At 42.8% G+C, this 21,885-nt stretch carries 24 protein-coding genes and 1 riboswitch; of the genes, 9 read left to right on the forward strand and 15 right to left on the reverse strand.

What is annotated here, in order from left to right; all coding sequences use genetic code 11:
• Positions 1 to 93: 93 nt before the first annotated feature.
• Positions 94 to 504 (reverse strand): DUF1636 family protein, encoded by a 411-nt coding sequence (locus tag ACBR23_RS06105; RefSeq protein ID WP_371115467.1) that lies wholly within the window; start codon positions 502 to 504, stop codon positions 94 to 96.
• A gap of 21 nt (positions 505 to 525) precedes the next feature.
• Positions 526 to 673, reverse strand: a riboswitch (cobalamin riboswitch).
• 172 nt (positions 674 to 845) lie between these two features.
• On the opposite strand from ACBR23_RS06105, the gene ACBR23_RS06110 reads away from it, so the two are divergent.
• On the forward strand, positions 846 to 1,484 hold the full coding sequence (locus ACBR23_RS06110) for a Uma2 family endonuclease (RefSeq protein ID WP_371115465.1): 639 nt from the start codon (positions 846 to 848) through the stop codon (positions 1,482 to 1,484).
• Between the two features lie 110 nt (positions 1,485 to 1,594).
• Here ACBR23_RS06110 and ACBR23_RS06115 read toward each other — a convergent pair whose 3' ends face one another.
• From ACBR23_RS06115 to ACBR23_RS06125, 3 genes are all read right to left on the reverse strand, one after another.
• Positions 1,595 to 2,524 carry a type IV pilin-like G/H family protein gene (locus tag ACBR23_RS06115; RefSeq protein ID WP_371115464.1) on the reverse strand — a complete coding sequence of 310 codons (930 nt, stop codon included), beginning with the start codon at positions 2,522 to 2,524 and terminating at the stop codon, positions 1,595 to 1,597.
• 60 nt (positions 2,525 to 2,584) lie between these two features.
• Positions 2,585 to 3,622, reverse strand: coding sequence for a hypothetical protein (locus ACBR23_RS06120; protein WP_371115463.1), 1,038 nt, complete (start codon positions 3,620 to 3,622; stop codon positions 2,585 to 2,587).
• Between the two features lie 116 nt (positions 3,623 to 3,738).
• Entirely contained in the window at positions 3,739 to 4,149 is a 411-nt protein-coding gene (locus ACBR23_RS06125; protein ID WP_371115462.1) for a hypothetical protein, read from the reverse strand.
• 257 nt (positions 4,150 to 4,406) lie between these two features.
• Here ACBR23_RS06125 and ACBR23_RS06130 point away from each other — a divergent pair, with 257 nt between their 5' ends.
• Positions 4,407 to 5,186: a pentapeptide repeat-containing protein gene (locus tag ACBR23_RS06130; RefSeq protein WP_371115461.1), complete on the forward strand. Its 780-nt coding sequence runs from the start codon at positions 4,407 to 4,409 to the stop codon at positions 5,184 to 5,186.
• Here ACBR23_RS06130 and ACBR23_RS06135 read toward each other — a convergent pair.
• The 4 genes from ACBR23_RS06135 to cynS all read right to left on the reverse strand — a co-directional run bounded on the left by ACBR23_RS06135 (position 5,177) and on the right by cynS (position 8,340).
• On the reverse strand, positions 5,177 to 5,449 hold the full coding sequence (locus ACBR23_RS06135) for a type II toxin-antitoxin system Phd/YefM family antitoxin (RefSeq protein WP_371115460.1): 273 nt from the start codon (positions 5,447 to 5,449) through the stop codon (positions 5,177 to 5,179). The two genes, ACBR23_RS06130 and ACBR23_RS06135, sit on opposite strands and share 10 nt — an antisense overlap.
• A gap of 38 nt (positions 5,450 to 5,487) precedes the next feature.
• Positions 5,488 to 6,087: a Uma2 family endonuclease gene (locus ACBR23_RS06140; protein ID WP_371115459.1), complete on the reverse strand. Its 600-nt coding sequence runs from the start codon at positions 6,085 to 6,087 to the stop codon at positions 5,488 to 5,490.
• A 161-nt stretch (positions 6,088 to 6,248) separates the two neighbouring features.
• Positions 6,249 to 7,631: an ATP-dependent protease ATP-binding subunit ClpX gene (gene clpX / locus ACBR23_RS06145; RefSeq protein ID WP_371115458.1), complete on the reverse strand. Its 1,383-nt coding sequence runs from the start codon at positions 7,629 to 7,631 to the stop codon at positions 6,249 to 6,251.
• A gap of 265 nt (positions 7,632 to 7,896) precedes the next feature.
• The gene (gene cynS / locus ACBR23_RS06150; RefSeq protein WP_341739879.1) at positions 7,897 to 8,340 is read right to left on the reverse strand and encodes a cyanase; all 444 of its coding nucleotides are present in this window, start codon (positions 8,338 to 8,340) and stop codon (positions 7,897 to 7,899) included.
• Between the two features lie 313 nt (positions 8,341 to 8,653).
• Between cynS and ACBR23_RS06155 the strand changes: the two genes are divergently transcribed.
• The 3 genes from ACBR23_RS06155 (at position 8,654) to ACBR23_RS06165 (ending at position 13,998) form a co-directional block, all read left to right on the forward strand.
• Positions 8,654 to 8,998, forward strand: a complete 345-nt coding sequence (locus ACBR23_RS06155) for a hypothetical protein (protein WP_341734032.1) — start codon at positions 8,654 to 8,656, stop codon at positions 8,996 to 8,998.
• Between the two features lie 152 nt (positions 8,999 to 9,150).
• On the forward strand, positions 9,151 to 11,271 hold the full coding sequence (locus tag ACBR23_RS06160; protein WP_371115457.1) for an ATP-binding protein: 2,121 nt from the start codon (positions 9,151 to 9,153) through the stop codon (positions 11,269 to 11,271).
• A 153-nt stretch (positions 11,272 to 11,424) separates the two neighbouring features.
• Positions 11,425 to 13,998 carry a PAS domain S-box protein gene (locus tag ACBR23_RS06165; protein WP_371118806.1) on the forward strand — a complete coding sequence of 858 codons (2,574 nt, stop codon included), beginning with the start codon at positions 11,425 to 11,427 and terminating at the stop codon, positions 13,996 to 13,998.
• 120 nt (positions 13,999 to 14,118) lie between these two features.
• Here ACBR23_RS06165 and ACBR23_RS06170 read toward each other — a convergent pair whose 3' ends face one another.
• Both ACBR23_RS06170 and ACBR23_RS06175 read right to left on the reverse strand, forming a co-directional pair.
• Positions 14,119 to 14,958 carry a metal ABC transporter permease gene (locus ACBR23_RS06170; protein ID WP_371115455.1) on the reverse strand — a complete coding sequence of 280 codons (840 nt, stop codon included), beginning with the start codon at positions 14,956 to 14,958 and terminating at the stop codon, positions 14,119 to 14,121.
• 121 nt (positions 14,959 to 15,079) lie between these two features.
• Positions 15,080 to 15,799, reverse strand: coding sequence for a metal ABC transporter ATP-binding protein (locus ACBR23_RS06175; RefSeq protein WP_371118807.1), 720 nt, complete (start codon positions 15,797 to 15,799; stop codon positions 15,080 to 15,082).
• Between the two features lie 89 nt (positions 15,800 to 15,888).
• Between ACBR23_RS06175 and ACBR23_RS06180 the strand changes: the two genes are divergently transcribed.
• The gene (locus ACBR23_RS06180) at positions 15,889 to 16,902 is read left to right on the forward strand and encodes a metal ABC transporter solute-binding protein, Zn/Mn family (RefSeq protein WP_371115453.1); all 1,014 of its coding nucleotides are present in this window, start codon (positions 15,889 to 15,891) and stop codon (positions 16,900 to 16,902) included.
• Between the two features lie 233 nt (positions 16,903 to 17,135).
• On the opposite strand, the gene ACBR23_RS06185 is transcribed toward ACBR23_RS06180, so the two are convergent.
• Together ACBR23_RS06185 and ACBR23_RS06190 are read right to left on the reverse strand one after the other, a co-directional pair.
• Entirely contained in the window at positions 17,136 to 17,456 is a 321-nt protein-coding gene (locus ACBR23_RS06185; RefSeq protein WP_371115452.1) for a hypothetical protein, read from the reverse strand.
• A gap of 170 nt (positions 17,457 to 17,626) precedes the next feature.
• Positions 17,627 to 17,794, reverse strand: a complete 168-nt coding sequence (locus tag ACBR23_RS06190; protein ID WP_371115451.1) for a metallothionein — start codon at positions 17,792 to 17,794, stop codon at positions 17,627 to 17,629.
• A gap of 172 nt (positions 17,795 to 17,966) precedes the next feature.
• Between ACBR23_RS06190 and ACBR23_RS06195 the strand changes: the two genes are divergently transcribed.
• The gene (locus ACBR23_RS06195) at positions 17,967 to 18,377 is read left to right on the forward strand and encodes an ArsR/SmtB family transcription factor (RefSeq protein ID WP_371115450.1); all 411 of its coding nucleotides are present in this window, start codon (positions 17,967 to 17,969) and stop codon (positions 18,375 to 18,377) included.
• Entirely contained in the window at positions 18,364 to 18,588 is a 225-nt protein-coding gene (locus ACBR23_RS06200) for a hypothetical protein (RefSeq protein WP_371115449.1), read from the forward strand. The genes ACBR23_RS06195 and ACBR23_RS06200 overlap by 14 nt, the downstream gene beginning before the upstream one ends.
• A gap of 421 nt (positions 18,589 to 19,009) precedes the next feature.
• On the opposite strand, the gene ACBR23_RS06205 is transcribed toward ACBR23_RS06200, so the two are convergent.
• The 3 genes from ACBR23_RS06205 to ACBR23_RS06215 form a co-directional block, all read right to left on the reverse strand.
• Positions 19,010 to 19,282 (reverse strand): Osc7112_2153 family protein, encoded by a 273-nt coding sequence (locus ACBR23_RS06205; RefSeq protein WP_371118808.1) that lies wholly within the window; start codon positions 19,280 to 19,282, stop codon positions 19,010 to 19,012.
• Complete coding sequence (locus ACBR23_RS06210) at positions 19,231 to 19,956, reverse strand: tetratricopeptide repeat protein (RefSeq protein WP_340526302.1); 726 nt, start codon at positions 19,954 to 19,956, stop codon at positions 19,231 to 19,233. Before ACBR23_RS06210 ends, ACBR23_RS06205 begins: the two co-directional genes overlap by 52 nt.
• A 201-nt stretch (positions 19,957 to 20,157) precedes the next feature.
• A complete protein-coding gene (locus tag ACBR23_RS06215; RefSeq protein ID WP_371115447.1) occupies positions 20,158 to 20,337 on the reverse strand; it encodes a hypothetical protein in 180 nt (59 codons plus the stop codon).
• A 67-nt stretch (positions 20,338 to 20,404) separates the two neighbouring features.
• Between ACBR23_RS06215 and ACBR23_RS06220 the strand changes: the two genes are divergently transcribed.
• A complete protein-coding gene (locus tag ACBR23_RS06220) occupies positions 20,405 to 21,730 on the forward strand; it encodes an RNA-guided endonuclease InsQ/TnpB family protein (RefSeq protein ID WP_371118809.1) in 1,326 nt (441 codons plus the stop codon).
• Positions 21,731 to 21,885: the final 155 nt, after the last annotated feature.

Raw genomic sequence — 21,885 nt, forward strand, 5'->3', positions numbered from 1 at the left:
CGAATAACTCGCGCTTTTAATACGAGGCAGAGCCTCTGGGTATGCGTTCCCAGGCTCTGCCTGGGAACGAGGAACAAGGAAACGATGAATACTCTAATTGTGCAGTGGTGGAATTTTAGCTATAACTCCTTTTTTCAAAGCTTGAGGACGTTCTGACCAGGGCAACAAACCATCGGGTTTAGCATAGTATTGACTCGCGCATTCCAGTACAGCCTCGACGCTTTCCAATTCATTGGGAGGTAAGTCACCAAACAGATAAGTGTACTTTCCAGCAGCAGCAAAAGACACAGCACAAGAGTGACTGCAAGCACTCATGCACTCAACTTCTTGAATGTCAAATTCATCCGAAAATTCCCAATCCTTTGCCAGTTGCGACAAGTCTTCCAAGAATTGTTGGCCACCACTTTTGCCTTCTCGCTTGCCGTTTTTCCAAACACTCGCGCAAGCAGTGCAAACAAGTAGACTGTGCTTGGTGCGTACAGTCTTATTAATTCCATTCATCATCCGTACCTCGCAGATGCGTTCCAAAGTGAGTTAGATATCGGCGGGCATTCTGACTTTAGAAACAACCTGTGTTTCATTACAGTTGCGGGACAGCGCCGGACTTGCACCGAACTTTCCCCGTTTCCTCTAGCGGCTGCTCCCCGCTAGAACCGATCGCAACTTCACATCATACCGCATTTGTCGCCATTTTGGGAAAAACTTAAGTTGCTAAGGTGAACCGCTTAATATCTAGTAGCATAAATTCACAGCCAGTTATTAATAAAAACTTTAGTGTTAATTTTGCCATCTTTTCAGGACTGAAGTCCTATATAATTGTAAGTACGATCGCAAAAGGATATACTATGACGGTATTAACAGAAATCCGCGCAGAAGTAGTTGAGGACAAAGTTGAGGACAAAGTACAGACTTATTACTCTCCTGAAGAGTATTTAAAGCTGGAAGAGGTGGCAGAATTTAGAAGTGAATATCAGGATGGCAGGATAATCCCTATGACAGGCGGAACACCGAATCACAATCAAATAGCTGTTAATTTTGGCGGAACGCTAAATTTTGCTACGAAAGGACAACCGTACCGAGTATTTATTAACGATTTGCGTTTGTGGATACCGTCTAAGCGACTTTATACTTATCCTGATGTGATGTTAGTGGCGGGGAAGTTGGAGTTTGCTGAGGGTAGGAAAGATACGATTAGTAATGTGGTGATGATAGCTGAGGTTTTATCGGCATCGACGGCGGATTATGACAGAGGTGGCAAGTTTAAACTTTTTCGTTCTATTCCTAGTTTTCGTGAGTATGTTTTGATCGATCAATATGAGATGCACGTTGAACAGTTTGTTAAGACGGATGATAATAAGTGGGTTTTGTCTGAGTATGATGGTGCTGATGCGGTGTTGAGATTGAGTTGTGTGGAGTTTGAGATGCGGTTGGGTGATATTTACGATCGCGTTGATTTTGAGTCTGAGTCTGAGTCTGATGAGTGAGGGTGAAATCACCAATTTGGGACGATTGGAAATCGCGTCTACACAATAAAGTGGGCAAGTTTGTTGATACTAATTCGATCGCGGATATGCTATTTATTTTGAGGAAATTTTTACTTCAGCACGTCTGAATAACCAGAAGGACATTGTATGTCAGGAGAATTAGTAGCTGTTGGTGTTCCTGGAAGCTCTTTTGATGGTTGAGTGCTTTCGCAAAGTCTAGATTGTGTAGATGTATATTGACCATCAGAGGTTTTAGTTAAAAAAACTATGCCTGTATAGTTTTTTAATCCATCTATTTTGGCTAAAGCCATTGATTGAGCAAAACGCTTATCGTTGCTCAAAACAACGCTATATGAGTAATTTTCTGTTTCTGACTTGATACCTATTCCCAATTTTTGTAGGGTAGCTGAAAAAGTGGCATACTCAGCGTAAAAAGCTTGTTGGGCTTTGTTCATTGAACTAACATACTGTTTGGCTTCTGACTGTCTAACCTTTCTTTGTTGATCTTCAGGATTAACTACTCTAACATTCGCAGGTAGTGTTGTTTGCTCAGATATTTTCTGAAAAGTTTTTACATTGGAACCAAAAGATGTCGGTCGAGATTCTCCAATATTATCTAATTCTAAACGCAACTGACCATCTGCTGTGAAATCAAAAATTGTCCTTGCGATAATTTTTGTTCCTACTAATAGATCGAGATTCTTTGGTTGAGGAGTTACGTTAATTTGATACTTCAGTTCGGTAGCTGAAGTGGGTGTCTCCAACATAAATAACTTACCTTCCTGCGTAAAAATTAATGAAAAAGAATTACCTGAAATTTTGATTTCCCATTGACCTATCAATTGTTTAGCAACAGAATTTTCAGGAGTTGCATTAGCTACAGAAGTTGACGTTGAAGTTGACGTTGAAGTTGAAGAAGTTTGAGGATTCAGTAAATTATATAATCCAAAGCCAGCTAAGCCTAACACTAAAGTTGAGCCAGCACCAATTAAAGCCCATTTCCAAGGCGCAAGATTAGAGTTGTTTTGAGGATTCGTCATAGTAATTACTTTGTGGTAGCTAGAGCATAAACTGCCGATTAAAGAGAATTCAATAATTAACTAAGGAGCAGACATAGTAAGATTGTAATTGGTGTCTCTAAGTTTTGACCGCACAAGAACAATGTAATTACCTACTCTTAAATTGCTTTTAATTATTCCGGGCTTTGAGTTAAAAGCAGATATATTTTCAAGTTGATATTGAATTACTCCTGTTCCATTCTTATCTGAATATAAAACCATTTCTACTTCGCTATTAACGCCACCCAAAGACAGACTAATGCTGCTAGGATTTGCTAGTTGAAAACTGTAAAATCGCTCTCGATTATTTAAAGTAATAGTGCCATTTTTTGAGATTGTTTTTTCTTCTAAATAACCAAGTTTTTGGATTTGACTTGTATTATTAATGATTTGAAGTGAATATGGGGTGTCTCTGGCTTTCATTTTCACAACAATAATGTAGCTACCCACATTCAATTCTTGTTTGATTATTCCTGTCCTTAACTTAATAGCAGATGTATTTTCAAGTTGATATTGAATTATTCCAGTCCCATCTTTGTCTGAATATAGAAACATTTCTACTTCGCTATTCACGTCATCTAAAAACAAGCTTATATTACTTGGATTATCTATTTTAAAACGGTAACGGTTCTCTAAATTATTAGAGCTAACATTACCAGCGAAGGGGCAAGAACCCTCCAAAGAACCAAGATTTACGGTACTGCCATTTTGCTCTACTGTGCAGGGCTTCTCGTCAGCAGATAGTTTCACTGGAGATGGCGATGGCGAAACTGGTGCTGGAGTTTCCGGTGTAGGAGAAGGAGTGGATGTCGGTGATGAAACAGGAATAGGATCTTGTTTAATAGGCTCAGGTGAAGGGGAAGAGCTAACTGTGGTTGGTGGAGTTGAAGCGACAGGTGCAGGTTCTGGTGAATTTGAACATTTCAAAATACCAAATTTACAGAGAACACTATCTCCAACGAGCCAAGTTCCTATATTCGCTACATTTGCGGCCGCAACTAAACCGCCTGCAATACCTCCCAAAACTATAGCAATCCTTATTCTTCTTGTAGATCCGCTAGGACCGCCACCAGATGACATTAATATTTTCCTCTTCTACTAATAATTGTTGTTCAGTCACATTGCTTTCCAATAACTAGCCTGATATTATTGAGAGCGACATCAAGCTAGTACCGCTAATTTTTGTCTGATTTAAACTAATCGTCCTTGATATTGAGATCCTTAAAGTAGAAAGTATCTATTAGATTATTACCAAAAGCTAATCCTGTTAACGCCCAACTTCCATCAGTATAGCGTGAAAATGCAGCTTCCCCAGGGCCGGAGTAGTTTACTTCGCTTACTGTACCAAAAAAGTTAGCTTTCACCCTTAAATTTGATACCTGCAATGCAGCGACAGCAGTATTATCTGGATTTTCCCGAACTCCTAAGACTTTAATTGTTCCCTCAGATGGTTTCCACTTATTAACCATTTTTTCTGCTTTAGTTGCAGACAGGGATTTATCCTGTTTAATTAAGTCACAGCCAGTAGTTAAAGTAGATAATACTCCTACACTACCAATATAAGATAAAGTAATTAAACTGAATGTTAGCAAGTTTTTACTTAACATGAAGCTTCCTGTTACTCAATGAATGAGCGGCAATTTTTTATCGAGGCTGGGGTCTTTATGATACTCAATCAACACTGTTTCTGCTGATTACATTTCATATTACCAAATCCACATCAGTCTTAAGAATGAACAAAGTAATATAAAAGTATCTTAAAAGTAGTATAAAAGTAATAACCAAGTCTAAAGACAAAGTGGTGAGACTGTTGCGCTAAAATCTGGTATGATGGAATAGTTTTAGCTGTAAGGGACTTTAACATATGACCGTTGACGAAGCCATCGCGATCGCAGAAACAGCCCTTAACTACGATCGCCTCAACAAAGTTCAAGACTTAGTGTTTCGTCAATCTTGGGAAGGGCAGTCTTATATGGAAATTGCTAAAAGCGCAGGCTATGAATATGATTATATCAAAGATGCTGGTGCTAAACTATGGAAACTACTATCAAAAGCACTAGAAGAAAAAGTCAAAAAAGATAATCTTAAATCAGTATTAAAGCGATACTTACGGCGAACTCAAGTGAATCTACAGCGGAATCTGACCATCGAAGTTAACCTCAGCGGAGCAAATCTCAGCGGCGCAAACCTCAGTGGAGCTAGATTATTCGCAAACTTAAATGAAGCTGATTATGGTCAAGCAGATTTAGATAAAATAATAAACGCTGACAGTGAAACTGAATTATCTGACTCAGAAAACGAGATTAACTGGAACGGTTTTTGCTTCCACTCCGACGCACAAGTTAAAATTGCCGAAATACTCGATCGCACTTACACACTCTTCATCCCCAACTCCCAACTCCGAATCACAACACCAGAAGGTAGACAAAACCAAGAAGCTGACTTTCTGATATTTCACCAAAACAAGTTAGGACTGCTAAAAATTGACAGCGAATCATGCCATCAAAACGCCACAGAAGATGAAATATGCGAACTTTCGAGAGATTCTGGCATCAGTCTTGTCAAACATTACGATGCTACCCGATGCAGCCAACAACCCGATTTAGTTGTGCAGGAATTTTTGGAAATATTGAGTCAGGCGTAGGAAAGTTTTAACTCTGCTTTTAACTGTTGTAAGTCTATTGTTTCTCCCCTCTGGGCTTGTTGAATGCCCGATCGCAAATCTGCCATAAATTCGGAATCAGAGAGAATTTCGATGGTTTCTAACAAAGATTCAAATTGTTTAAAACTGAGCGCAACAATCGCCGGTTTCCCATCCTTAGTGATGATAGCTGGCTCTGTTGCTAAGTCATCGGGCCACTTTGGCAGTTGTTGTTGCGCTTCTGTAATTGTCAGGTATTTTGGCATATTTGCGGACGTTAAGTTTTATCATTATTATAGCATGGTTAATTCAGCACAATATCTTCGTTGGTAAAGATTACATCCTCATAGATGGCATCCATGCTAGCGCGAAAGTCCACACTAGCCAAGTGAATTTCGCTTCCTTGCGTGTAAGAATGCAAAACCCACAACCCCTCAGCATTGCGGCGAAAACACTCCACCCGCTGCCGCTTTTGATTAATTAACACATACTCTTGAAGCGTTTCTAATTCTTGATAGTCAGCAAACTTGTCACCCCGATCGAATCCTTCTGTACCTTTTGACAAAACCTCGATAATTAAACAAGGATGTCTTTTAAAAGATTGAAAAGCTTTGTCTCGTTCATCGCACGTTACCATCACGTCGGGATAGTAATAAATATTCCTAGATTCAATCCTACCTTTCATGTCTGACATATAAACACGACAGCCACTACCCCGAACATGATTTCTCAACAAGGTAACTAAGTTGACACTAAGAGTTACATGAGCATCACTTGCACCCGCCATTGCGTAGGTTTCGCCCTGAATATACTCATGTTTAACCGGGCTGAGTTCTTCTAATTTCAGATACTCTTCCGGCGAGATGTAATATCGTTTCCGGCTGCATCGGAATGATTTAACCACAGAGAACGCAGAGAACACAGAGGGAGATAAGAGAGATGAATAATTCCGATGTTACCGGATTTGATATAATTTTGGTTTTGATTTGCAATCATTGGCTTTCTATGGAGTTTTTGATGATTGTGATTCCGAAAACAAGGTGGGCATTTGCCCACCTTACAAAATTAAGCAGTTTCGTGCTGTTTGTGCCATGCGGGATGCCACAACAATTCCGCAGTCGATCGCTTCTCGACCATTTCCTTGGTAATCGTACAGTTAGCTACATCCTTGCGAGAAGGCAACTCATACATAACATCCAGCATTAATTCCTCTAAAATGCTGCGGAGGGCTCTGGCACCAGTTTTGCGGCGACAGGCTTCCTGGGCGATCGCCCGCAGCGCCTCTGGTTCAAATTCCAACTGCACACTATCCATATTTAACAACTTTTGATACTGCTTCACCAGGGCATTGCGAGGTTCAGTCAATATCTGCATCAAAGCTGCTTCATCCAGCGGTGAAATTACTGTCACCACAGGTATGCGCCCGACAAATTCAGGAATTAAACCAAACTTCACTAAATCATCAGCTTGTACCTGTTGTAAAATATCCGCAGCCCGCTTATCTTTTGGTAGCAAAGTCGAGTTGCTGTCACTTTCGACTGGCTGAATAAACCCTAAAGATTTTTTACCCAAACGCTGTTCAACTATTTTTTCCAAACCGACAAAAGCACCGCCGCAAATAAATAAAATTTTGCTCGTGTCAATTTGAATAAAATCTTGGTAAGGATGTTTGCGGCCGCCTTGCGGAGGCACGTTAACCACCGTTCCTTCCAGCATTTTCAGTAGCGCTTGCTGCACCCCTTCTCCTGATACATCTCGCGTGATTGAAGTGTTTTCACTTTTGCGAGCAATCTTGTCAATTTCATCAATATAAATAATGCCGCGCTGGGCCGCTTCGACATCAAAATCTGACATTTGCAACAGTCGCAACAATATATTTTCTACATCGTCACCAACATAGCCGGCTTCCGTCAGGGTTGTGGCATCGGCTACTGCAAAGGGCACTTCTAGCATTTGTGCCAAACTTTGGGCTAGGAGAGTTTTGCCACAACCTGTCGGCCCGACTAGCATGATGTTAGACTTTTGTAGTTCCACATCGCTGTCTGAGACAGGTTTGCTACTATCTTTGGCTTGGTCAACGCTTAAGCGTTTGTAGTGGTTATAAACTGCTACTGACAGAACTTTTTTGGCTGAGTGTTGACCGATGACGTGGCCGTCTAAATGTTGCTTAATGTCTGTTGGTTTGGGAATTTTAGCTAAAGTGATTTTGGATTTGTTCGATCGACCCTGGCGTCGCGTTTTTTGTCCTTGAGGCTCTTGAATTTCTGACTGGGGCGGTTGTTGAGCCACTAATTTGCCAGAGTCAAAGAATTCCTCTTCTAAAATTTCATTGCATAGCTCCACACATTCATCGCAAATGTAGACGCCGGGCCCAGCTATTAACTTGCGGACGTACTCCTGGGACTTGCCACAAAAGGAGCATCTGAGATGGGAGTCATATTTTGACATTATTTTCCTCTTAATTTACATTTGCGTTTGGCTGTTGGGATTTAGGGAGTTTTCTCCCGATCGAACATTGTGCTGTTCTCAGCAAAGTTTGACGATCGCATACCCAAGCCACTCCAGCTTCGCGCTCTCTGTCTCTAACTTAACACTTTTGAGGCCTCAGTCATTAGTCATTATTCATTAGTTACAAATCAAAATACCAATTTCTGATACAGACATTGGCAAAATTATACACTCAAGAAATTTCCTTCTACCTTGAAAAGCTGACTTACCATTTTTTGTATTCCAGAAATTTTCCTGACATGATTATTTTTACCCGATCGCCTTTGGGGTCTGCTTCTTTCTCCACATCCAAAGTAAAGTCGATCGCGCTCATAATTCCGTCCCCGAATTTTTCGTGAATCACTGCTTTAAGAGGCATTCCATAGACCTGCATAATTTCATAAAACCGATAAATCAGCGGGTCTACGGGAACTGTGGCATCTAAGGAACCTTTGAGAGCTGGTTCTGATAGAACCTGAGCCATCTCGCTATCGAGTCCCAAAGCAGACACAATTTTTTCTGCTTCATCTGCTGATGCACTTGCTTGACCGTAAATCACGGCTGCAATCCAAACTTCATCGCGACCCAGCAATTTTTCCAAATCTGCAAAACTAATTCCCTGAGCTTTTTTGGCGACCAAAAGTTTTTCGGTAATATTTGAAATTGGCATTAAATTTTCTCCTGTTCGCTGCGGTGGAAGATGTGAAATATATCTCATATTTTTCATCTCTTGTCAATGGCAAATCCCCGAAATATGATAAATTGATAACTCGTCGCGACAGCAATAGCCAATCTCGTCATCCTTGACAACAGGCGATTTAGAGATCCGCGATCGCTTCTCTACAAAAATGGTACAGTTACCAGTACGTGTAATCAAAATTACATACTCTCTGCTGTGCGATCGCCAGTACCCAGGGTGGGTCTCATACCCGATCGCACCGGCAAAACCCCTTTACCGCTAACAAGTGACCACTGAAAAAAATATGGAGATTAACACCCAAGATTACAGCATCCTGTACGATAGCGCTACTGATACAGTGACCTGCTGTGGCTCTTTCCGGCTCAGCCAAATGGAAGAATACGCCCCGATCGTACAGTTGCTCAATGATGTGGCTGACGGCGAGCAGAAGACCATTACTCTAGATTTGCGAAAACTCGAATTTTTAAATAGTTCAGGGATTAATATTATATCAAAATTTGTGATCAAAGTCCGACAGCAAAAAAGTATTCAGATCGCAGTTAAAGGCTCCAAGGAAATACCCTGGCAGGGAAAGTCCCTCAAGAACTTGCAGCGACTGATGCCTTCCTTGCGATTGGAATTGGAATAGTTAATCCTTCAAGGTAAACTTGAGCTCAAAGCTAAGTCTGGGAAGCATAACTAGGGATTTGCAATACAGGAAAATAAGTCATAGTTAAGTTAGCAGCAAACGCTCAAAAACTGCGGAACTGACTACCTACAAGTTACCAATTTTCAATTGCTATGCAGGAAGAACCATCGAAAGAACAGCTAATTTTGGAAGTTCAGGCTCTGCGTGCAGAACTGGAAAACTTGAAACGCGAAAAAGCCGATCTAGAAATTTTGCTGGAGACGACCACGGAACACTCCGATACCATAGAAGCAGACTTGCTATCAAAAGCTGAGTTGGCCGTGCGCTCCAGCGAAGAGCAGTTTCGGGCGATCGCCTCAGCAACTCCCGTTCCTGTACTGGTTTCTCGCCTCTGTGACGGTTTAATTCTGTATGCAAACGCTCAAATGGCTTCTCTCCTGGACACACCCTTAGCAGAATTGATCGGGCGTCATACCCCAGACTTTTACTTCAATCCCGCAGAACGCTCAAAGGTACTCGAAACCCTTGCCACAAACGGGCACATCAAAAATTACGAACTGCACTGCAAAAAGGCAGATGGTAGCAGTTTCTGGGCCATCATTTCCGTTCAGTCCCTGTTGTTCAATGGTCAGCCCACAGCGTTGTGTGCGTTGTACGACCTTACCCAGCGCAAGGAAGCAGAACAAGCACTCCAAGAGAGCGAACAACGACTGCGCCGCCAAAGTCTGGCCCTGTTGCAGCTAGGTAGGCAGAGGACGATCAACAACGGGGCGCTGAATTTGGGAGTTCGAGAAATTACCGAGGCGGCAGCGCGCACTTTGGATGTGGAAAAAGTGAGCGTTTGGCTGTACAATCATGTCAGATTTGGAACTCGCTACGCCACAGATACTCAGGCAAATTTGGCTGCTAGAGCGATCGCCCACAACCAAAGTTGGGTCATCAATCCAGAGGCGATCGATCTCCCAGCAGAGCATCAGGTCTATCATTCTAAGTTGACAACCCAAAACCTCAAATTAGTTTGTCTCGATTTGTACGATCGGACCAGTAAAAGCCATTTGAATCGTACAAAAAACCATATAAAAGTTTCCAATTTAGATGAGGAAGGCGATGCCGGCAGCGAAAACAGTCCATCCTCCAATCCTTTAGACTCAGCATTGACAACTCAAAATCCTGTAACAACATTATCTTTAGAAACAGAACATACCCCAATCCTCAGCAAGGAAAGCACTCCCAATTCATCCATCTTAAATGTAGCCATTAGGCTCGGTGGCCAGATCGTCGGCATCCTGTCTCTGGAACATATCGGAGCACCCCGCCAATGGGCCTTGGAAGAACGAACCTTCGCCGATTCTTTGGCAAATTTAGTCGCACTGGCGATCGAAGGATTTGAACGCCAGCGAGCCCAAGAAGCCCTCTCCAAAGCCAAGTCGGAACTAGAAATCACTGTCGAGCAACGCACTGCTCAACTCACCGCCGCCAATAAACTCCTCCGCATCGAAATTGCCGAGCGCAAAAGAGCCGAAATAGCTTTACAAGAAGCATTGCACAAAGCCGAAGCAGCTTCCAGAGCTAAAAGCACTTTTTTAGCCAACATGAGCCACGAACTGCGCACACCCCTCAACGCCATTATCGGTTACAGCGAAATCCTAGAAGAAGAAGCATTAGAAGCAGGGTTCGAGGGCTTAATTCCCGACACTCAAAAAATTCAGACCGCAGGTAAACATTTACTCAATTTAATTAATGATATTCTCGACCTTTCTAAGATAGAAGCTGGGAGAATGGAGCTTTATTTAGAAGATTTTCACCTAGGTAATTTAGTAGAAGAAGTAGTAGCAACTTTGTATCCTTTGGTTGAAAAGAATCGCAATCAATTACAAGTTTGTTCCTCTCCTGATTTGGGAGTAATGTATGCTGACTTGACTAAAGTGCGGCAAATTTTGTTTAATTTACTCTCCAATGCCCTCAAGTTTACGCAAGAGGGAACCGTAGTCATCAGCGCAACTCGCGAATTAACAGACGGCACTGAATGGATTTATTTGCGGGTAGCAGATACAGGAATTGGAATGTCTCCTCAACAACAAGAGGGTTTATTTGAACCTTTTATTCAAGGAGACGCTTCTACCACTCGCAAGTATGGAGGAACTGGTTTAGGATTGGCAATTAGCCGTCTGTTTTGCCAGATGATGGGAGGTGATATCACCATTGAGAGCGAGTTAGGTGTAGGCTCAACTTTTACTGTACAATTGAAAGCAAAGGTTGATGCTAGTTATTAGTTAAACGTTGAATTATTGCCGATATAACCTAATTTTCTCTACCTATCTCAAAAGTATTTGCTTCAGAGCATAAATCAAAAATTAGCAGAAATTGTCAAAAAGTGATATACTGCAACATACATTCTGTAACCCCCGCTGTCTAGATAACTATTCATGAAGGATTCGCTAGATCGCTTCTTACAAGTTGTATGGAAAGACCGACCCATTCGCCAGCGGGGAACAGTCATCGTAGCTATCCCCGTAATTTGTCTGTTTGCTTCGCTGATCGTCATAGCAGGACTGCGAAACAGAGCGATACAAACAAGAAAGGAACTAGATAGCAATAAGGAAATGCTTCAGCAAACAAACCGTTTGTTAAAAACAGTGGTGGATGCGGAAACTGGTCTTCGAGGTTACGGGCTAACCAAGCGGCGGGCATTTTTATCACCCTATTTTGAAGCAAAAAAAAATTTGCCTGAACAACTTTCTGAACTCAAAACTCTCACTAAAAAAAATCCAATTCAAAGTCAGCGATTTGCCGAAATTAAAAAAATCACGGAACAGCAAATAGATTTTTTGGAACAGACTCTAAACCAGATTGACAATTCAGACATCAAACCCCAGTCTCCGAAAATTACTCAGGCATTCACTGAAGGCAAATTCAAGATGGATAGGGTGCGGGAAAAAATTGATGCCTTTACAGACGCAGGTGATGCCTACAAGAACTTTCTAGACCCACAAATGCAGCAGTGGGTGAGTCTCACTAATTACGTCCAATTTACGGCTTTAGTGGTGGGCTTTTTGGGTGCCGCAGCTTCTTGGTATTTATTTGATAGTTTAGAGAAAGAATTGAACCACCGGGAAGTGAGTTTGCAAGAGAGTAAAACTCGCATTCAAGCTGTAGTCGATCATGCAGCGGACGGCATTATTACTTTGGACGAATCCGGCACTATTGAGTCTTTTAATGCTGCTGCTGAACGGATTTTTGGCTGGAGTGCCGATCGCATAATTGGCTCAAATCTCCGAAAACTGCTTGCTAAACCTCTACCAAACAAAAGCGCTGGCGATTATTCCATTGAATATTTTTTGCTAAATCCTGGTACTAAACTAAATGTTTATCAGCAAGAAACTACCGGAATGCGCGGGGACGGAAAAATTTTTCCAATGGAAGTGGCAATCAGCGAAATGCAGTTGAAAAATCAACGTTTGTTTATTGCAATTTGTCGCGATTTTGGACCCAGAAAACAAGCTGAAGAAACTCTACGCAAGCAAGCACAAATGCTTGATTTAGCCAACGATACGATCGCCCTACTGGACTTGAAGGGCAAAATCTCTTATTGGAACCATGGGGCGAAGCGACTCTACGGGTGGCGCAATTCCGAAGCAATGGGAAAAAATATTCATGAACTTTTGCAAACAGAATTGCCTCAAACGGCTGAGTCAATTCAAGAGCAGTTTTTCTCTACAGGAGATTGGCAAGGTGAACTGGTGCGTAGTAAGCGAGATGGCACAAAAATCACCGTAGCAAGTCGCTGGACTTTGCAGCGGGATGAAGAAGGCGAACCCCAGGCTATTTTGGAAATTAGCAACGATATTAGCGATCGCAAATTGTCCGAAATTGCCGCTTCCGAAAGCGCCTCGCGGTTTCGCGCCACCTTCGAGCAAGCCGCCGTTGGGATGGCCCAAGCAAATCTCGAAGGCAAGTTGCTGCTAGTCAATCAAAAACTTTGCGAAATTTTGGGTTACAGTCGAACCGAACTGACCGAGAAAAATTTTAAAGAAATTACTTGTCCCGAAGATTTGGAACCAGAACTGCATCATTTGCAACGGTTATTAGCAGGAGAAATTGAAACTTACTCTATGGAAAAGCGCTATATCGGTAAAAATGGAGAGTTGATTTGGGCAAACTTAAGTGTTTCCCTGCTGCAAGAACAAAATGGCAATAAATATTTAATGGGTGCTGTAGAAAATATTATGGCACGCAAACAAGCTGAGGAATTTTCGCGCCTGCAAACAGAAGAATTGAGGTGGATGGCGGACACCCTAGCTAAATTCAGTCAGGATTTAAGAAAGCAGAATGAAGAACTAGACCAGTTTGCCTATGTAGTTTCTCACGATTTGAAAGCGCCATTGCGGGCGATCGCCAATCTCAGCAGTTGGATAGAAGAAGACCTCAGCGACTCGATGACAGAGGATACTCTAAACCAAATGAACCTACTGCGCGGCAGAGTGCACAGAATGGAAGGTTTGATTGAAGGACTGCTGCAATATTCCCGCGTCGGACGGATGCAAGTGGCTTCCGAAACAGTGAAAGTAGATAAGTTATTAGCAGAAATAATTGATTCCCTAGCACCCCCACCGGAATTTGTGGTGGAAGTGCAACCAGGAATGCCAACTTTTGTAGCCCAAAGACTGCTCTTGCAACAGGTTTTTTCTAATTTAATTAGCAACGCCATCAAACATCACAGAAGTCCCACCGGTCATATCACCATCTCTGTGGAAGACATCGGTGATTTTTATAAATTTGCTGTAGCAGATGACGGCCAGGGAATTGCGGCTCAGTATCACGAGAAAGTTTTTGTAATTTTTCAGACTTTGGAAGCTCGCGATCGAGTAGAAAATACTGGTATTGGTTTGTCCCTGGTTAAGAAAATTGTGGAAAATCAAGGTGGAATTATTTCCTTGGAATCGGCAGAAGGTGAAGGGGCAACCTTTCGCTTTACTTGGCCTAAGCAGCAAGCGCCTTAATAAACTAGATCGTTACTATAGCAGTCCTTGCAGGAGTTGTAAAGTTTTTTACCCCACCCCAACCCTCCCCTTATTAAGGGGAGGGAGTAAGAAATTCACAAATGATTTAGGATTGCTATATTAATTTGCTCTCTTTCTGGTCAAAATTCCTTGACTGGGACTTAACAAAAAAGCTAGCAAAAATAACCCAAAAATAACCAACACGATCGCCGCCCCGGACGGCATATTCAAATAATAGCTGAGATACATACCAGTCACACTAGCTGTAATCCCAATAATTGCGCCCAATCCCATCATTAAATGTAACTCTTTCACCAACAAATACGCAGTAATTCCCGGCCCGATTAACAGCGCAATCACCAACAGCGCCCCCACGGTTTGCAAACTCGCAACAATCGTCAAGGTAATCGCTGAAATCATCCCTAAATAAATCCAGTTTACAGGCAAACCGCTGGCCTGAGAACCCAGGGGGTCAAAGGTATAAAACAGCAGTTCCTTATAACAAATTTTCACCGCCACCAAAATTATCAAGGTGGTGACAAAAGTTTGTTGCACGTCGGCTGGTGCAACGGATAAAATATTGCCAAATAAAAAACCGTCCAGGTCTAACTTGGTGGTTCGCAACAAACTAATCAGCGTGATGCTGATTGCTAAAAACGTAGACAAAATTAATGCCATAATTGCATCTATTTTGATTCGGGATTGTGACTGAATCCAAACCATGATCCCAGCACTGATTATCCCTGATATAAAAGCGCCGATCGCGATATTGAAACCCAAAGCAAAAGCTACGGGTAATCCAGCTAGCACGGAATGGGCAATCATGTCAACCATCATGCCCATTTGCTGTACAATTAAATAGGAGCCGACCACCGCGCAGAGTATTCCTAGTAATACGCCGATCGCGATCGCATTACGCATAAACTCAAATTTCAAAGGCTCAATTAGTAAGTTTAACATTTATAGGACAAGGAACAACGCAGCAGGAAACAATGCAGCCATAATATATAGCCCAACCCTGCACAGGCAGGATGCCCGTGCTACGATGAATTTTACAGGTAAAAATAAATTTTCATCGACCTCAAACCGAAACTAAACTTAAATCATAACCATAGGCTTTATGAATATTAGCCACTGTCAGCACTTCTTTACAGGAACCTATCGCAATTAACTGTTTGTTCAACAACAATAAATTATCATACTTTTTTAAATTTTCTCCTAAATCGTGACTAATTACTAGCAAAGTTTTATTGGCGGCTTTGAGTTCAGCAAAAATATCAAAAACAATCTCTTCTGTTGCTTTGTCAATGGCATTAAAAGGCTCATCAAAGAAGAATAAATCGGCCTGTTGGGCGATCGCCCTTGCTAAGAAAATTCGCTGCTGCTGACCCCCTGAAAGTTCGCCAATTTGCCGATCGCGCAAATCCCACATTCCCACCCGCAACAAAGCAGTTTTCACCAATTCCTGCGACTGACGGGAGGGACTGCGAAACCAACCAGTCTGGACTGTGCGCGCCATCATCACCGCATTCCACACCGTAATCGGATAATCCCAGTCAATTTGCGATCGCTGCGGCACATAAGCCACCCGCCCCAACTGTTCCTTCAACAACCGCCCCTCATATGTTACCCTACCCCGACAGGCTGGAATCAATCCCAACATAGCTTTCACCATCGTGCTTTTCCCCGCCCCGTTGGGCCCGAAGACTCCCGTTAACTGTCCTGATGCTAAATGGAAATTGATGTTGTTCAGGGCCGAAATTCCTCGATAATTAACAGCCAAGTCTTGAACTTCTAGCATAATTTGAGATTTTGAGAACGATTCTTGTTTCCAGCTACTACAATAGAATAACTCAAAAAACCAATAATGATTATCGTTTCTGAAGTCTTATGTTCCAGAAGTTGACGGACAAAACCAGCCGAGTCAGCGTTGTGGCGGTTTTGGCGATCGCGCTAGGATTAGTTGGATGCAGTGAAAGGCCCCAAGCCAGCAATCCCGTACCTGAGAGTCGGGCGACCAATTTGCCAAAAGTAGTGGCCACTACTGGTGTTATTTGCGACATCACTAAAGAAATTGCCGCAAGTTCGATCGACACTATTTGTTTAATTAAACCCGGAGATGACCCCCACGCCTATCAAACCAAGCCCGAAGACCGTAAGGCCATTGAAACGGGCAATCTGATTTTATACGCAGGTTACGACCACGAACCAAGTATCATTAAACTGATCCAATCTACTACCAATTCTGCGCCCAAAATCGCCGTCCACCAACTCGCAGTGCCCAAACCACTCATGGGCGAACACGAGCACGAAGCAGAACACAAAACCGCAGCCAAACCCCATGAAGCAGGGGAAAAAGTTCCTGACCCTCATGTTTGGCATAATCCTCAAAATGGCATTCGGATGGTGGAAGTAATTCGCGATGAATTAAAAAAAGTTGCTCCTAATAACGCTGAGATTTATACTACAAATTCCGCCAAATTAATAGCAGATTTACAAAAATTAGATACTTGGATTCAAGCTCAAATTGCGACGATTCCCCAAGCTAAACGCAAGTTAGTCACTACTCACGATGCTCTGAGTTACTATGCTAATGCTTACGGTTTCGAGGTAGCTGGAGCTTTGCAGGGAGTGACTACAGAAGAACAGCCCACAGCAGCTAGAATCGCCGAACTGTCATCAGAAATTAAGAGGGCGGGAGTACCGACAATTTTTGTGGAAAGTACGACTAATCCCAAGTTGATGGAGACTGTGGCGAGGGAGGCTAATGTCAAAATTTCCGACAAGGAACTCTACAGCGACGAGTTGGGTGCCCCTGGTAGCGGCGCTGATACCTATGAGGGGATGCTGAAAAGTAATACTTGTGCGATTGTTTCTGGGCTTGGGGGAAATTGCACTCCTTGATGGATTTTCGGTTGTTTCTGAGGCGTAAATGAAGTACCTAGGGTGCGTCAGGAGAGTTTTTGGAACAATTTTTAGGGGTTCGGGAAGTGACGCACCTTATCAATTGCCACCCTAGGAACTGGCTTATATCAAATCCGGTAACATCGTCCTGTATTCATCTCTCTTATCTCCCTCTGTGTTCTCTGCGTTCTAGTAAGGTTAAATCATTCCGATGCAGCCGGAAACGATATTACCTAGGATTGCTCATCGGTACTGGGAGGTTTTTGCCCTATGCCCAATTGTTTCTTGGATAATTTTAATTCTTTCCACAGCGCTTTAATATCTTTATAAGCTTTCTCAGCGCTAATTTTGCCCCCTGTTTCCAGGGAACAAATGTAAGTTATTTTTTGAGCAAACTCTTGCAAGTTGGCATTGAACGCCAAGTTTTCTGGCGTAAAATCGCCGTAGTAGCGATGGCGAGGATGTAAAAAGTCTTCCCGCTCGGTCATTGCCCCCCTCCTAATTCCTGTTTGTAATGGCGATCGCTTGCTTCCATTGTAGGGCGCAAGTAGCAATTGCTTGATTTTGCCTTGTACTTATCTTTATTAATCTAATTTTAACCTAATTTTACCCTAATTTTAACTTTTCTTTAACCTTGTTTAAACAAAATTGGGAGCTGCGGATACCGCAACTCCCTTTTGATATAGTTTACAGGTTTTTCTTAACTTCTGTGCAAGCTCAGCACTTACTTGTGGCAGTCGCAGCCTGTGTGGCCACAGCCACTGCCGTTGGGGTGTCCGTCGGCGCAAGCAGTGGAACAGTATTGTTTGCCGTCTTTTTCAATGGCTGCACTCAGGTTGACAGTGCACAAGCAAGATGGACAGGCACATTTTGTTTGGGTTGCAGTGGTCATAGTGTTTTTTCGTGGTAGGTTGGTTTGTTTATATTTATATATGAACACATATTCAGAGATAAGTCAAGGGGATAGGAAATATTTTTGAAAGTGGGCTGAGGGACTATGTAGAAATCCTCAAATCTCAAATCGCATTAAAATGACAATGAGAACCAAAATAAATCTTGAAAGAATGTTATCTAACTCTGCTGTGAATGGGGCGGTAAATGGACCGATCGCCCAAAATGATACACCAATCTGCGATCGACCGCACCTAGTTGACAGTTTGCGAGTCCAGGATATTCAAACCCAAATTCTCGACACCGCCAAAGCTCAGCGCATGGCAGAGTTTTTCAGTCTTTTGGGAGATGCGAACCGCCTGCGGCTGTTGTCTGTTTTGGCAAAACAAGAACTCTGCGTGTGTGATTTGGCGACAACTTTGGGGATGAGCGAATCGGCTGTGTCCCACCAGTTGCGGGCGTTGCGGGCGATGCGATTGGTACGTTATCGCAAGGTGGGGAGACAGGTTTTTTATAGTTTACTCGATCGCCATGTTTTGGAACTTTATAATGCCGTGGCGGAACACTTAGATGAAGCCGATTAAGCTTTTGGGAATGGGGAATGGGGAATCGGGAATGGGGAATCGGGAATTGGGAATCGGGAATTGGGAATCGGGAATTGGGAATCGGGAATCGGGAATGGGGAATCGGGAATGGGGAATCGGGAATGGGGAATCGGGAATGGGCCATTGGTGTCAACTTAAGCTGTCAGCCCGCCAAGTTCGTTGGTCATCCCGCGAGTCCGACAGGGGTTGAAACCCCTGTCTAATAGAAGACAGTCCTCTCAAAGAGGACTAATGAGTTGAAAATTCTTCTCTTCAGTCCTCTTTAGAGCGTTCCACGGGCGCCGCACGCCCGTTATGGGTAAAAGAAACTGTCAAGCGATCGCCAAAAGTTGTGAGCGATCGGATATATTATCCCTGTGTCCCGATAGTCAGACCGACAAGTCAATGGTGCTTAGAAGAGCCTGATTTAGATCGAGCTGCTAATGCCTTCCGTATTTATGTTAAAGCCCCGACTTTTTTAAGAAGTCAGGGCTCTCGGTATTATGTTTTTGAGGTTTGCTTAACTATTTAGTAAAGTACCCACAGACAATATTCCATACTACCTCATACTACATACCTGTTGATATAAAATTCAAAGTACACACCTAAAAAAAACTGTTTGAAACTAACTTTTATTCTGCACTATCCAGGGGTATAATTAGTCTGGGACACACGTATTGCCCACCATCAGTATCCTTACAAGGCCGCCTCGAATAACTCGACGTAAACAACTCAACTTCGTGATTAACCGTGGACTTAGCAGTCACAGGACTGGGCAGTGCTTTAGAAGCTGGACTTAACTCCAGTAGAGTTATAATTGCCAGTATTGTTGATGAAATCAAAACAGTAGGTTTCATTTCTTTGTTTTTTCCTCTTTTAAGCTTTGACGTGCCATTCCTATCCATATATCCTCATCCAATTCTTGAGAATCCGCATACTTAAGACAAATTTTCCACAAAGGTTGAGCTTCTTTCGTCTTTTGCATCCCTTCTAGAACTTGTGCTTTTAAACAGTAAGTAGCCGCTCTTTCGCTATCTATCTTGCTCGCTGCATCCAGATGTTGCAGCGCTTCTGGATATCGAGCCTGTTTCAAGCGAGCCCAACCCAAGTTTTTGAGCAAAGAATATTTGACTTGATCGTCCTTAGCTAATTTTAAACCTTGCAAAAGCAAATGAACAGCAGCAGGATAGTTTTTATCGTGAAGAATATATAACCGCGCTAGGTTACTGTAAGCAGCAGGCAAACCCAATTTAGCAGCTTCGCGATATTTTCCTCGCGCACATCCCAAATCCTGTACCTCTTCGCACAGCCATCCTAAATTATAAAGAGCAGTTCTGTTTTTGGGATCTAGAGACAGGGCTAATTGATAGGATTCTTGAGTATCAGCCAATCTATCGGCCTTATAGTTTTCAAATCCTCTATTATTAAAAAGGGATGCGAGTTCCGGCAACCCTATTTGCCAGCCACCAAACCCTACTGTCAGCATTAAGAGCAAAGCAGCCCACTTAGAGTTATGATGCTTTTTAGGCGGCTGTTTTATAGCATTAGAAATGTTAGCTAATGGTTTTGTGTTTAGCATATTTTAACTCGGAACTAGAGAGATATTTAATTTGCCATATGGCGTAATGTTGACACTACGTATATGTATGCGACCATAGATTAATCCTTCATGGGTTCGGAGGGACTATCAGGAGAGTTGCAGAAAATCAATCACAGAAAGACCTCGGTATGCGGGAAGCCCAGCGTCTTCAGACCTGGGAGGGAAGCGACTCGCGGGACTTTAGTCCCCTTGTTCTGCCAACAGTTCATCAATAAACCTTCTAACTTTGTTCTGCCAGTCATCTACAGTCATCAATCGCTCTCGGACACCCGGCATAACCTTAAGTTGGACAGGGGTTCTAGCGTAGGCAATTCCCTTGTCTGCCTTCCATCCGAGATTAGGATTTCCACCTTTCTTCATTTTGCTATTGAAACCTTGTGATTTATGGTATACCATATAAGAATACAACACATTGAAGGTCGAATCAATGGCAAAAACAAAGAAAAAGATGGGAGTTCAGCAAGTTCTCTTGAATCCTGACCCAGAGACGAAAGCAATCTTGCAATACCTCTGTGAGCAATCAGGTAAGGTCTACAACAGCGGTGTCTATTTTTCTCGTCAGACTTTTTTCAAGACTGGGAAGATGATGACCGGGAAATATGACCTTGATTTTGAACCCACTGTTTCCAAGACTCAAACGGCTCAGAGTATGCCGTCTACTCCTATGCAGCAAACCCTTAGATCTGTAATTGAGTCTTGGAAATCCTTTAAAGAACTTCGCGGTTTGCACTCTAAAGGTCAGTTGCACTTTCGACCTAAACCTCCGGGGTATCTTGAAGGTTCCAAGCTCTTCAAAGTTGCATATCCCAATAGCGGTGGTCAAAAACCTTTGCTTAAAGATGGTCAACTTAGATTCAGTTTGGGGCTTACAGTTTCCCGATGGTTCAAGGTGAAAGAGTTCTTTCTGCCTACTATCTCTAATATTGAGATGTCAAAAGTGAAAGAATTTACGATTCTTCCAAAGAACGGTGCATTCTACCTTGAATGCAGCTATGAAGTCCCAACTCAGCAAGCCGATGTAGACCCTTCAGAAGCCCTAGGCATTGACTTAGGGACTTCTGCAAACATGGCGGCTTGTGTGGATACCAAAGGTAATTCCTTCTTGATTGACGCTTTCAATATGAAGGCTATGAATCAACTTTGGAATAAGCGAGTCTCTACCCGGAAAGAAGGAAAGTCTTCGGACCACTGGGATTCGTGGCTTGATAGAGTGACTCGTAAGCGCAACCATCAGATGAGGGATGGCGTAAATAAAGCTGCAAAATTGATTGTTGACCATTGTATTAAACATGGTATCGGGACAATTGTTTGCGGATGGAATGAGGGATTCAAAGTCAATTCCAATATAGGAAGAGTGAACAACCAAAAATTTGTTCAGATGCCTTTAGCAAAGCTGAAAGACCGTATCCAACAGCTTTGCGATGTGAATGGACTTACATTTGAAACGACCGAAGAAGCCTATACGTCTAAGGCAAGTTTTCTTGATGGCGACTCCCTACCCAAGTATGGCGAAAAACCAGAAGGGTGGAAAGCATCAGGTAAGCGTGTTAAACGTGGTTTATATCAGTCCGGTGATGGCTCAAGAGTGAATGCAGACCTAAATGGTGCAGCAAATATCTTGAGAAAAGTAGCCTCCAACTTAGGTTTAGATCTAAGCAGAGTGGGTAGACGGTCTTTGACAACCGTAGCGAGGATTAAACTGTGGGCAAGTCCTACGGTTAAACCCCTGTCAGCAGAATCTCAGTCTCTTTAGAGCTGAGAGTGTCAATAGACTTGGCTATGAACGAGAGATACCAAGGCTTTTAGACTTAAGTTGACACCTAGGCTTTCTTCCTTATTCCTCAATTTCCCCCATTCCCCCCTTGGGGCTGGGCTGTTTCATTCTTTGTAGGGGCCGTGCCCAGGGCT

It is taken from the genome of Microcoleus sp., from assembly GCF_041354475.1.
Lineage (GTDB): Bacteria > Cyanobacteriota > Cyanobacteriia > Cyanobacteriales > Microcoleaceae > Microcoleus.